The following is an 11,999-nucleotide window of genomic DNA, read 5'->3' on the forward strand; positions in this document are numbered from 1 at the left end:
AACGCACGCGCACCACGACCCGCCCCGCCAGGGAATCGATTCAATCAGGAGACCGATTCATCATGAACGCACAGCAAACCGCAAGCGCCGAAAGCGCTGCGCAGGGATTCGGCATCGAGAGCCGGTCGATCGATTACATTCCGGAGAGCGAGCGTCACGCGAAGCTGCACAGCCAGGCACCGTTCTGGTTCCTCGGCAACTTTCACTTCTTCACGATCTCGATCGGCTTCGTCGGCCCCGGCATGGGTTTGTCCGCTGCGTGGACGACGTTCGCGGGCACGCTCGGCATCATGTTCGGCACGATCTTCATGGCTTTTCACGGCTCGCAGGGCCCGGAGATGGGTTTGCCGCAGATGATCCAGTCGCGCGCGCAATTCGGCTATCGCGGGGTGGTACTTGCACTGCTCGCGACGCTGTTTGTCTTCGTCGGCTTCAATGTCGTCAACGTATCGCTGGTCATGGACGGCCTCAGGAACGTGTTCGGCCTGAGCCCGACGATCGTCGCGCTCGCCGCATCCGTATTGGGCGGCTTGCTCGCGATCTACGGGCACGATCTGATGCATAGGGCATTCAAGTGGGCGCTGATGGCAACGCTGCCGCTCTACGCGATCGTCACCGCCGCACTGATGGCCGGCCTCGGCGACAGCGCGCCCGCCGCCGCGTCATCCGCACCGTCCGCACTCGGCTTCAACTGGATCGCATTCGTCACGCAATTCGCGATCGGCGCGAGCTACAACATTTCGTATGCGCCATACGTATCGGACTACACGCGCTATCTGCCGAAGCAGACGAGCCGCGCGAAGCTGATTGCCGCGATCTTCGCCGGCGCGTCGCTGTCCGGCTCGTGGATGATCGGCATCGGCGCGTGGCTTGCCGCACGGCTTCATGCATCGGATGCGCTCGTCGCGCTGAACCAGATCGGCTCGGCGCTGCTGCCCGGCTTCGGTCATGTGCTTGTCGTCGTGTCCGTCGCGGGCTTTCTGCCGATCGTCGCGCTCAATACGTACAGCGCGATGTTGACGCTGCTCACGGGTGTCGATTCGTTCCGCCCGGTCGCGCCCACCCGCCGCGCGCGCGTGATCGCGATCACGGCAATCAGCAGCGTGCTGCTCGCATGCGCGCTGCTGCTCAAAGGTCATGGCATCGCGCTGCTGAACACGTTCCTCGTGCTGCTTTTGTACTTCCTCGTACCGTGGACCGCCGTGAATCTCGTCGACTATTTCTTCGTTCGCAAAGGACGCTACGCGATCGCCCATTTCTTCACCCCCCACGGTATCTATGGCACGTGGCAGGTTCGCGGTATCGCGGCTTATCTGATCGGCTTCGGTGCGATGATTCCGTTTTTCAATATCGTCGATACGGCGTCCGACCGGGAGATTTTCGTCGGCTACGTCGCGCATCGGCTGCATGGGGTCGATATTGCATGGCTCATCGGCCTGGCCGTATCCGGCGCGACCTATTACGTGCTGAGCCGCTCGCTCGATCTGCATGCCGAGCAACGGGCGATCACCAACGCCGCGCCGCTCAAGCCGACTGTCCAACCGCGCTGAAGCAACACCACCAGGGCATCTTCAACTGACGCGAGCCGTCTCGGCTCGCCCCAGCACGCCTCTCGCGCTCCGGCTGGCCGCCCGGCGCGCGAATACGCACTGCCGCGCATTTATCCCGGCTTGCCGCTCAACGCCTTCAAACCTTCGATCACGCCGAGCAGCGCACGGCCGTGCTCTTCCGAGCCGTCCCATGCATCCACGATCGCGTCACGCAGCAATTCGTTATAGCTGGCCGCAAGGCGGCCCGCGGGCCGCCTCTGTCGCGGCTCGACGCCATAGAAACTGCATAGCTTATTGAATGACGCGCTTCTGCGCAGCCGACGTCCGTTCGACAGCCGAAGCCGCGAAACGGTCGGCTGGCTGACGCCCGAAAGCCTGGCAATTTCGCTGGATGAACGAGTATCCGCCAATAATCGGCTCAGCAGCGCCTGAACAGAAAAAGAGGTGTTGGGGGCTTCCATCATATGCATTATACCTATACATTAATGCCTAATGAATGGCCGCCGAAATCGGGCGGCCGCACGCATTTCGAGAAAGCTGATGACACTGAAACATCTCCCCCCGACGTTTTGCTGGACCAAGATCGGTCACGAGTCCGGCGAAGAACTCCCGACTATCGTGCTGAGAAAGGAATGGGAGCGCCGGCTCGGAGGCGGACGGTTTCTGTGGGGCATCGGCCAGCCGCTTGGCAACAGCGCGCAAATTGCCGCGCACCGAACGGGCTCGCTGATCGCGCTGTTTTCGCCGGCGTCGAGCAAACCGAGACCATGTCCGGCCGGTAAAAATCACGAAGGCTCGCTGCTATGGAACGCATGGATCGACACGAACGGCCAAGTTCGCGAACTGCCGCGTCATGCGTTCATTACGAGCAGCGCGACGCTGCCCTCCGGTCAACGCAGAACGCATTACTACGCACTCGTGTGTTCGTCGCCGACTGAACTCAGCGTCGGCACGCGCTTGCGAATCCATCCTGATCGGTTGCGCCACGTGGGTACCGGCAAAACGCTCGGTGCCGCACAGAGCACGGCGGTCGTCGACTGCGTCGAGCGCGCGTTTGCAGAAGCTCTCGGTAAAAGCTATCCGCTCGCGCTGTCGGTCGAACTCGAAGCACCGTATTTCGTGCGGCTCGCGCAGCCGAGCCTATTGAAGGCACGGGATCTAGCGGAGGTCACCAAGGCGTCGCGCGACGGAGACTTCGAAACATTTGCCGAACAGGTCATGCGGTTGCGTAATCGAACCGTTACCGAGCACGTGCGCGGTTTCACGCGAGATCTGTTCGATTTACCGGCGTCCGATGCCGGTATGCCATTCAGCGCCACCACTCACCTCCACGCCAGCCATGCGTGGTGACGGCTGACCCCGCCGGTTCGCGAGGTGGGGGCGTCAGCGCGCGCGAATGACGACAGGCTCGACAAGAAGAGCGACATCCGCACCGCCCACACGCCATTCGAGGCCCGCCAACGCAACACAACGTTTCTCCGACATGCGCGGGGATATCGAGTGTGCATCTCACTTCGTTCAGCGCGATGCGCGACATGTGACACAGGCCCCCGAATGCACGCCGACAATATTCCCGGCCGATCTGCGCCGAGGACGAATTCGCGCACAGGATCGCCAGTCGGGCAACGCATGATCGGCTCGAGCGGCACCTGCTCTCCAACCGGCCACGCCTGCCTGATTCTCCTCACGCGATACACGTCACGGCGTGACGAAACGCGAAGACCTGCCACGTCCCTCGATCGCGGTGCGGCCCAACGATACGTCGGCAATCAAGCCCGACGTTCGCATCATCCGGCCGCCATGCGCCGCGCTCGGCGGTTTTCCGACACGGCCGGGTCTTCCCGCTAAAATTCCGCACTTGCCCCCTCTTTACCGACCCTTCCGTCATGCACCCCGCCTCCCAAGCCCAACCCGCCGCCCACGACGCCGATCACGCCGAAGCCGCCCGCGATCTGGTCTACGGCCCCGACGAGCGGCCCGCCCCGGCAATCGCCTTCGTCGCCGCACTCCAGCACCTGCTCGCCATTCTGGTGCCGATCGTCACGCCCGGCCTGCTGATCTGCCAAGCGCTGGGCGTGGCCAGCCGCGACACCACGCTGATCGTGTCGATGTCGCTCGCGATCTCCGGCATCGCCACTTTCGTCCAATGCAAACGCTTTGGCCCGCTCGGCGCCGGCCTGCTGATCGTTCAGGGCACGAGCTTCAACTTCGTCGGCCCGCTCATCGCCGGCGGCAGCCTGATGGTCAAGCAAGGCACGCCGGTCGAAACCGTGATGGGCGCCATCTTCGGCGTGGTCATTGCCGGCTCGTTCGTCGAGATGAGCGTCTCCCGCATCCTGCCCTTCATCAAGCGCCTGATCACGCCGCTCGTCACCGGCATCGTGGTTCTGCTGATCGGCCTGACGCTCATCAAGGTCGGCCTCATCAGCATGGGCGGCGGCTACAGTGCCATGGCCAAGGGCAATTTCGCCAGCGCCGAAAACCTGACCCTCTCCGGCCTGGTGCTCGGCGCGATCATCGTGCTCAACCGGGTGCCCATCGTCTGGGTGCGCAGCACCGCGCTCGTCATCGCGCTCGCGCTCGGCTACGTCGCAGCCGCCGCGATGGGGCGGCTGGACTTTACCGGCGTGCGCGAGGCCGCGCTGTTCCAAATTCCGACTCCGCTGCATTTCGGACTCGGTTTCTCATGGGCGCTCTTCGTGCCGATGCTGATCATCTACCTTGTCACATCGCTCGAAGCGATCGGCGACGTCACCGCGACGAGCAAAATCTCCAGGCAACCCGTCGAAGGCCCCCTGTGGATGCAACGCATCAAGGGCGGCGTGCTCGTCAACGGCGCGAACTCGCTGCTCGCCGGTTTCTTCAATACCTTCCCCAGTTCCGTCTTCGCACAGAACAACGGCGTGATTCAGCTCACCGGCATCGCCAGCCGACACGTGGGCGTCTGGATCGCGGGCATGCTGGTGCTGCTTGGCCTGTTCCCCGTGGTCGCCGGCATCCTGCAAGCCGTACCCGAGCCCGTGCTCGGCGGCGCGGCAATGGTGATGTTCGGCGCGGTGGCCGCCTCCGGTATCAACATTCTTGCCGGCATCCGGCTGGACCGGCGCGCGTTGCTGATCATCGCCGTGTCGTTAGCTCTGGGGCTGGGCGTGTCGCAGGTGCCGGAAATCCTGACCAGCCTGCCGCAGGCGCTTAAAAACGTATTGGAATCGGGCGTCGCCACGGGTGGTATCTGCGCGCTCGTGATGAATTGGTTTCTGCCGGACAAGAAATAACGTGCCGATGGCGGGGCGATCCCTCCATGGACCATCGAAAATGTTCATTCTTGGTTCTTTTTCATAGTCCAGCGCAGACGCACAATGCAGTGCGACCAACGAAGACCCGCCGTCCATGTACATTCTCCCCGCCTTCAGCACTGCCTGTGCGGACGTCGCCGCCACGCATGGCACAAGTGAAACCGTCACGCTCAATTTCCGGCACATCATCACGGCCACCGGCAAGCCGCTGACCGCCACGGCGGTCAGCGAAGCCCCCGGCACGGCATCGCGTGCATCCATACGCGCCCGATCGCCTTGGCCCGTGCGCACGCCGCCTCGGGCACCATCGAGTCACCGGTGAACGACGGCCCGAAGCCCGTCCACCGCGCCGGCGAACGTTTCTTTGAAGAGCCGGGCTGAATCCCTCTCGTGAACCGCAATATGAACGGCATCGAGCCCGCAAAGTGGCCTGCCGTACTCACCGCGGATATCGGCAATGCGACTCCGGCCACGTCGGTCAAATCAATCCACCTTCTGCAGGAGCCAACGTATGAGCATGCGTCTCGACTACAACCAGATCGCGCCGGCGGGCACCAAGGCGCTTGGCGGCGTCTACGGCTACGTGATGCAAAGCGGGCTTTCCCCCGTTCTCGTTGAACTGGTATATCTGCGCGTCTCGCAAATCAACAATTGTGCGTTTTGCCTCGATATGCACACGCGCGATTTGCTGAAGAAAGGCGTTAAAGTCGAAAAACTTGCGCTGTTGCAGGCGTGGGCTGAAGCGGGCGACCTGTTCGATGCGCGCGAGCGCGCCGCGCTCGCATGGGCTGAATCGGTCACTCGCGTAGCGCAGACGGGCGTGCCCGATGCCGCATACGATTCGGCACGCGCCGTTTTCGATGAACGCGAACTTGTGGATCTCACCATCGCAATCGGCCTGATGAACACGTATAACCGCATGGCGATCAGCTTCCGAAACACGCCTCAGGCCGTGAAGGAACTATGACGAGCCAACGTGCGGCTCGAACGGACCGAGACGAACTATTGCGGTATAGAGGGAAAGGGGGAAGAAAGTTTTCGTTGCGAACGCAACGGAGATGCCGCAGCATGCGTCGAGTGACGGCGATCGGGCGCCTGCGCAGCGCGCCGGCCGCGCCTACGGCAGAGGAACGCCCCAGACCGCCGTGACGTTCCCACCAACGCGCCATTCGCTGAACGGTCTGCGGGGCGCGATGATGGCCGGCAAACGGCTGTCTCTGAAGCGCGCATAGTACGGTTCGACCCAGCACAGCTCATCGTGCAAAGTCCACGGAAAGAGATCCTGTTTGATTGGCGTGATCTTCGTGAAACTCGCAGGATGCTCTACCGCGTCGATCACGAGATTGGCGAGACGGCCGATCGCGCCACCGTTCTCCCGATACAGATCGATATTGCGTCTGCGTGCCAGTTCCGCCGCGAACACCAGCGGAATCAGCGCGAATGTGTGATAGTGCTGCGCACGGTTGCCACGCTTCACTTCGCGTGCGAGTGCGCCGTCAGGCCCAATGTCGCGAATACCGTCGCGAATGCGCAGCAGGCCCGAATCGAAGAGGCTCGCATTGCCGGTGACGGCGCCGATTGCGATCAAATTCAGCCCCGCCCAGTAGACAAGATTGTTATGCAGATGGTTGATCGCTGCCGCATCGCGCGTCGCGGTAGCGATTCGTTCGAGCCATGGATCGATCGCCGCGAAGCGTGCCCGGTTTTCGTCGCGAAAGCCTGGCGGCATATGCAGGATCACCATCGCGAAGTCCGTTCCCGCCCACGAACGCTCGTAGTAGCCCTGATAACCGGAAATGCGCCCCATCAATGCGTCGGCCCGCGCCCAATTGTCCAGCAGGTTCAACGCGCACGGCCAATCACCTTCGCCGGCCGCCGTGTTGAGCCGAGAAACGAAGTCGCGCATCGGCTTGACCGCCTGCGCGTAGCCCGAAGCATCGTCGTAGTAGCCAGGAGGATCGATGGTTTGCAAGGGCGCCGGTATGTCGCATGCGACGGCCGAGGGTGCGCTCACGAGAACCACGATCGCGGCGAGCACAGAAGCGAACATCATACGAACTAGCTTCGGGAGCATTCGGACCTCAACGCAAAAGGCTGACGGTAAAAGAATAGCCGGCCACTTCACGATCTGCCTCTTTAGGATCGCTCACGCCATTTATCTCGATCCGAATGTTCTGCATGATTTCGACTGAACGAGGAGCGTTCTCCCCATCGGTCGACGGCACCGGAAGAGCAGGCGTCTGCTAATACATTGCTCTCGTGTTCTGCAGCGCCTGCAGCATCTCGGCTGCCAGGATCGATGCGCGATTTTGTCCTGATCGATCGTAGTACGTGATCGTGCCATCGGAAATTCTCCCAGACTCGGTCTTCATCCCCTTCGGCACGGCAAGGCGAGCGGCCGACATCTCTACCGCAAATGGAAAGCGAACCGGACGAAAGGGGCAATAGACCTGCTGCGTTGGTGCAAAACTCTAGAGCGACGGGCTTTCCGTGCCGAGCGCGGTCGACCGATGCGGTTGCCATCCTGCCATCCCTACCCCCTCTCTACCCACCAAGTTACCCACCAATTAGGGTGAAATTCTGCGAGAGAGAGCGGGAAGCTGCAAGTGCCCTGTTACCCCCCGAACCGCCTACAGAAAGGGGTTGAGAGGAGTAAGCGAGAGCAAACGGGAACCGCCGAGAGCCTTGAGTGGCGGAAGGCAGCAGGAGTCGAACCTACCTGGCGCGGGCTGACCGCACCAACTGAGTTTGAAGCTCAGCCGCACCACCGGATACGCATGCCTTCCTGAGAAACGGGAAACAGCAGATACCGTCCTATTACGAGCCGAGCAAGCGGCTGTCGCCGCGAAGCCAGTGACGATCGCGGTGAAAGCGAGTATACCCAACGCGGTCGAAGAATTCGAGAATTTGAATCGCGCGCTTGCGGCCGAGCCCCGTCGCGTCCCGGAACGTCGCCGCATCGAGTGCGCCGCGCTGCTTGTGTGACAGTTGCTCGATCAGTCGCGCGAGCATGACGATCACGTCGCGATGGTAGAACAGATCGCGTACCACCTGATGCACATCGCCACGGCGTGCAAGCTTGCGCATCAACATACGCACCGTATCCTCGGCAACGCCCGTCGCCGACGCGAGATCGCGAACCCACGGTGGATCATAGCGTCCGTCGGCAACCAGCGGCAGCAGACGCGCCGCCAGCGCGTGCTCGCCCGCATCGAAGCTCACCGCATGCGACGGTAGATGCAGCCACGGCCCGCTGCGGACAATCATACGGTCGTCGATCAACGCATCGGTCAACGCGCGCCAGAGCGCGTCGTCCGCCAACGGCGCAGCAATCCGGCGCAGCCGCGCCACATCCGGCCCCTGCTCGTCGGGTGAGTGTCGATGAAATGCATCGAGCGCATCGAGCACGCGCGCGCGCAGCCCATCCCAGTGGCGACGCGCAATGATGCGCGCGTCATCCGCCTGTCTGCCCGTTGCAGCAATATGCACGGCGTCGGCCGGCAGCGTCAGCGCATGCGCCGGCAGGCCGGTCAGATGGGTGAGCGTCTCGCACATGATGCCAAACGTCGCTTCGTCGAGCAGCGCATCGAGCCGGCCTTCGTCGAGCCATGCAACGAGCGCATCGAGCCACGCCCGCCGCGCGTACGTGCGCCGCTTGCGCGCGGGCCCGAACGGATCGAGCACGCGGCCGCCGCCGACGGTCTGCGTCGCTTGCGCGTTGCGCACGATGAAGCGATCGCCCGGCATTGCGAATATCGGCTCTGCGAAATTCAATTGCGCACGCGCGCATTGACCGGGCCCAAGCGTCTCGCCTTCGAGCAGCGCGACGTGCGCAACCCGATGCAATGTGCCGAGATGCACGTGCAGCGGTGTCCAGTGCGCGACCGATAAACCTGCGTCCGGTGTAAGCGTCAGCTCGATGTCGATGCGCGGCGACAGTGTCGCGAGCCGCGCATCGACGATCATGTCGCCGCGCGCGAGCGCCGCCTTGTCGATGCCGGCAAGATTCAGCGCGCACCGCTCGCCTGCACGGCCGACATCGGTCGCGCGATTCTGTGCATGGATGCTGCGCACGCGAGCGGATTCGCCGGTACGCGCAACAACCAACGTATCCCCGGTGCTCACGCGTCCGGCAAACGCGGTGCCCGTCACGACGGTGCCCTGACCCACCAGCGTAAACACGCGGTCGACCGCCAGACGGAACAGGCCGTCGTCACGCCGCGCGTGCCATCCAAGCGCGGTCGCGCGCAAATGCGCATTCAGCGCGGCAACACCGGCTGCGCCCGGATCAGTCGCGCGAGTTTCGAAGATCGGCGCGGCCGCGAATGGCGTGGGTGCAAGCCATGCACGAATCTCATCGCGTACTTGCGCAATGCGCGCCACATCGACGCGATCGCCTTTCGTCAACGCGATCGCGCCTTGCGTGACGCCGAGCAATTGCAGGATTGCCAGGTGCTCGCGCGTCTGCGGCATCACGCCGTCGTCAGCAGCGATCACGAGCAGTGCGAAATCGATTCCGCATGCCCCCGCCGCCATCGTATGCACAAGCTTCTCGTGGCCAGGCACATCGATAAAGCCGAGCACATCACCGTTCGCCAACGGCGTATACGCGTAGCCGAGTTCGATCGAAATGCCACGCGCCTTTTCCTCCTTCAATCGATCGGTGTCGACGCCGGTCAGCGCGCGCACAAGCGTCGTTTTGCCGTGATCGATGTGTCCTGCGGTGCCGACAATCATCCGCGCGCACCTTGCGCCAGTTCGCACTGCGCGACGAAAGCGGCCTCGTCGCCCGTTTCGAGGCAACGCAAATCGAGCCGCAATGCGTTGTCGGCAATGCGGCCGAGCACGGGGCGCGGCCAGGCGCGCAACTGCCGCTCGAGCTGCATCAGAGCCCGGCCACCTCGCTTACCGCCGCTCACGCGAACCACCAGCCCGCAACTCGGCAATCGATCGACGGGCAGCGCTCCGCTGCCGATCTGGCTGAACATCGGCTCGACGCCGACATCGAACGCTTCACCCAGCGCGCGTTGCAACGCCGGACGCATACGCTCGGCAGCGGCCTCGATATCTGCTTGCGGGCGCATCAAGAGACGCAGCGTCGTCAGCCGCTCGTGCAGGAATTCAGGTGTCCGATATAGATGCAATACGGGCTCGAGTGCGGCGAGCGTCAGCTTGCTGACGCGCAGCGCACGCTTCAACGGATGTTTTTTGATTTTCGCGATCAAGTCGCGCCGGCCGACGATCAACCCGGCTTGCGGGCCGCCCAGCAGCTTGTCGCCGCTGAACGTGACGAGATCGGCGCCTGCGTCGATGGTCTCGCGCACCGTCACCTCCTTCGGCAAGCCCCAACGCGACAAATCGACGAGCGTGCCGCTGCCCAGATCGACGACAACGGGCAACCCGTGTTCGCGTGCAAGCGGCACGAGTTCGGAAAGCGCCACTTCCTTCGTGAAGCCGCTGATCGCATAATTGCTGCAATGCACCTTCATCAGCAGCGCGGTGCGCGCGCCGATCGCCGCTTCGTAATCCTGCAGATGCGTGCGGTTCGTCGTGCCGACTTCACGCAACTTGGCCCCGGCGCGGCTCATGATGTCGGGAATTCGGAACGAACCGCCGATTTCGACAAGCTCGCCGCGCGACACGATCACTTCCTTCGCCGGCGCAAGCGCGCACAGCGTCAACAACACCGCGGCCGCATTGTTGTTGACGACCGTGGCCGCTTGGGCGCCCGTCAGCTCGCAAACGAGATCGTCGATCAGATCGTCGCGATCACCGCGGCGGCCTGTCGCCAGATCGAATTCGAGGTTCATCGGCTGCGTGAGTGCGCGTATGACGGCCTGCACCGCAGCGTCTGGCAACAGCGCGCGCCCCAGATTCGTATGCAGTACGGTGCCGGTCAGATTGAATACCGGGCGCAGCCTGCTTGCCGCATCCGCCTCAAGCCGCGCACGCACGTCGGCGGCGATACGCGTGCCGTCGAGCGGCACGGCGGCGGCCGGGTCGCGCCGCGCAGCGTCGCGCCACGCGTCGAGCGATGCGCGCACCGTCTCCAGCACGCGCGTGCGCCCATATTCGCCGACCAGCGCCTTGAGCGGCTCCGACGACATCACCCGCTCGACCGACGGCACCCGTGCGAACAACCTGCTCGTGTCGGTCACGCTCGACCCGCTCACGGCCGGCCATCTCCTCCCGCGTCAGCGGACAACTCCGGCCATAACAACGGATTCGACGATGCGCGGCGATAGCCCGCTTCGCCCATCAGCAAATCGAGCGCGAGGCTCGCGAGATCGTCTGCGAGCGGCTCGATATCATGATCCTTGTCTTGATAGCCGATTTTCCGATACGTGCGGCATTCGTCGCACGCTTCGGCTTTCAACTCGCCGCTGCTGCCTTCGATGCCGTAATATGCGATCCCCTTGGTCGACTCGCAATGCGAACATTTGGTGCGAACCATGTGCCATTCGGTCGCGCATAGGCTGCACTGAAGAAAGCGATAGCCCTGATACTGGCCGCCGACGCGTACCAGACCCGCGACTGGCGGCATCCCGCAGACCGGGCACAGGCCGTGCTGCTCGACATATGGAACGTCGGCCGGCGACAGGCGGCTCGCGAGCGAAGTCCATACGACTTGCAGCGCGGCCATCAGAAACGGCGCCGATGCCGGTTCGATCTCGGCGAAGCGTTGCGCGAGCAGCGCGTCGGCCTGCTTGTCGAGTTCGGCGGCCGGGCGCAGCCGTAACTCGTCGATCAGCTTCGCGAGCGGCGGATTCACGAGGCCCGCGCCTTCTACGCGATCGAGCAAGCGCTGCAGCATGTCGCGCCAGCCCGGATCGCGTCCGCCGGCCAATGCGCTGCCGAGCGCAGGCGCGAGTGGCATGGCATGATGCTGCGCCTGCTCGATTGCCGCCCGCTCGGGCGCGTTTGCTTCGAAACCTTGCAACAGATCATGCTGCGCATCGGCAACGGCTGCCATCAGCCGCAGATACCCGCCGATCGGACTCGGGCCGGCCAGCTTGCGCAAGCGTGCGGCGCGCGCGGCGAATACGGTTTCGCGCTCGGGAATTCGCACGCGCGGAATGGCCGAATGATCGAGCGCTGCAATTTCGTTCGGCTCGAGAATACGTTGAGTTGCGTCAGTCACAACAAAAGAGTG

10 protein-coding genes and 1 tRNA gene are annotated in these 11,999 nt (G+C 63.4%); 4 read left to right on the forward strand and 7 right to left on the reverse strand.

The window, feature by feature from the left end; genetic code table 11:
* The first annotated feature begins 62 nt into the window (after window positions 1-62).
* A complete protein-coding gene (locus BSIN_RS04840) occupies window positions 63-1,550 on the forward strand; it encodes a purine-cytosine permease family protein (RefSeq protein WP_089339666.1) in 1,488 nt (495 codons plus the stop codon).
* A gap of 110 nt (window positions 1,551-1,660) precedes the next feature.
* Here BSIN_RS04840 and BSIN_RS04845 read toward each other — a convergent pair whose 3' ends face one another.
* Complete coding sequence (locus BSIN_RS04845) at window positions 1,661-2,011, reverse strand: helix-turn-helix domain-containing protein (protein WP_089339711.1); 351 nt, start codon at window positions 2,009-2,011, stop codon at window positions 1,661-1,663.
* 79 nt (window positions 2,012-2,090) lie between these two features.
* On the opposite strand from BSIN_RS04845, the gene BSIN_RS04850 reads away from it, so the two are divergent.
* From BSIN_RS04850 to BSIN_RS04860, 3 genes are all read left to right on the forward strand, one after another.
* The gene (locus tag BSIN_RS04850) at window positions 2,091-2,900 is read left to right on the forward strand and encodes a hypothetical protein (protein WP_089339710.1); all 810 of its coding nucleotides are present in this window, start codon (window positions 2,091-2,093) and stop codon (window positions 2,898-2,900) included.
* Window positions 2,901-3,436: 536 nt separating this feature from the next.
* A complete protein-coding gene (locus tag BSIN_RS04855) occupies window positions 3,437-4,825 on the forward strand; it encodes a nucleobase:cation symporter-2 family protein (protein WP_069236076.1) in 1,389 nt (462 codons plus the stop codon).
* A 532-nt stretch (window positions 4,826-5,357) separates the two neighbouring features.
* Window positions 5,358-5,813: a carboxymuconolactone decarboxylase family protein gene (locus BSIN_RS04860; protein WP_089339667.1), complete on the forward strand. Its 456-nt coding sequence runs from the start codon at window positions 5,358-5,360 to the stop codon at window positions 5,811-5,813.
* Between the two features lie 150 nt (window positions 5,814-5,963).
* On the opposite strand, the gene BSIN_RS04865 is transcribed toward BSIN_RS04860, so the two are convergent.
* The 6 genes from BSIN_RS04865 to fdhE form a co-directional block, all read right to left on the reverse strand.
* Window positions 5,964-6,899, reverse strand: coding sequence for a mannuronate-specific alginate lyase (locus BSIN_RS04865; protein WP_089339668.1), 936 nt, complete (start codon window positions 6,897-6,899; stop codon window positions 5,964-5,966).
* 190 nt (window positions 6,900-7,089) lie between these two features.
* Complete coding sequence (locus BSIN_RS25760) at window positions 7,090-7,251, reverse strand: hypothetical protein (RefSeq protein WP_159935881.1); 162 nt, start codon at window positions 7,249-7,251, stop codon at window positions 7,090-7,092.
* 285 nt (window positions 7,252-7,536) lie between these two features.
* Window positions 7,537-7,632 (reverse strand) — tRNA-Sec (locus tag BSIN_RS04870).
* 31 nt (window positions 7,633-7,663) lie between these two features.
* The gene (gene selB / locus BSIN_RS04875; protein WP_089339669.1) at window positions 7,664-9,583 is read right to left on the reverse strand and encodes a selenocysteine-specific translation elongation factor; all 1,920 of its coding nucleotides are present in this window, start codon (window positions 9,581-9,583) and stop codon (window positions 7,664-7,666) included.
* Window positions 9,580-10,953, reverse strand: a complete 1,374-nt coding sequence (selA, locus tag BSIN_RS04880; protein ID WP_369828136.1) for an L-seryl-tRNA(Sec) selenium transferase — start codon at window positions 10,951-10,953, stop codon at window positions 9,580-9,582. Before selA ends, selB begins: the two co-directional genes overlap by 4 nt.
* A gap of 62 nt (window positions 10,954-11,015) precedes the next feature.
* Complete coding sequence (fdhE, locus tag BSIN_RS04885; RefSeq protein ID WP_089339671.1) at window positions 11,016-11,987, reverse strand: formate dehydrogenase accessory protein FdhE; 972 nt, start codon at window positions 11,985-11,987, stop codon at window positions 11,016-11,018.
* Window positions 11,988-11,999 lie beyond the last annotated feature (12 nt).

Origin of the sequence: Burkholderia singularis, assembly GCF_900176645.1 — a bacterium.
In the GTDB taxonomy this organism is placed as follows: domain Bacteria; phylum Pseudomonadota; class Gammaproteobacteria; order Burkholderiales; family Burkholderiaceae; genus Burkholderia; species Burkholderia singularis.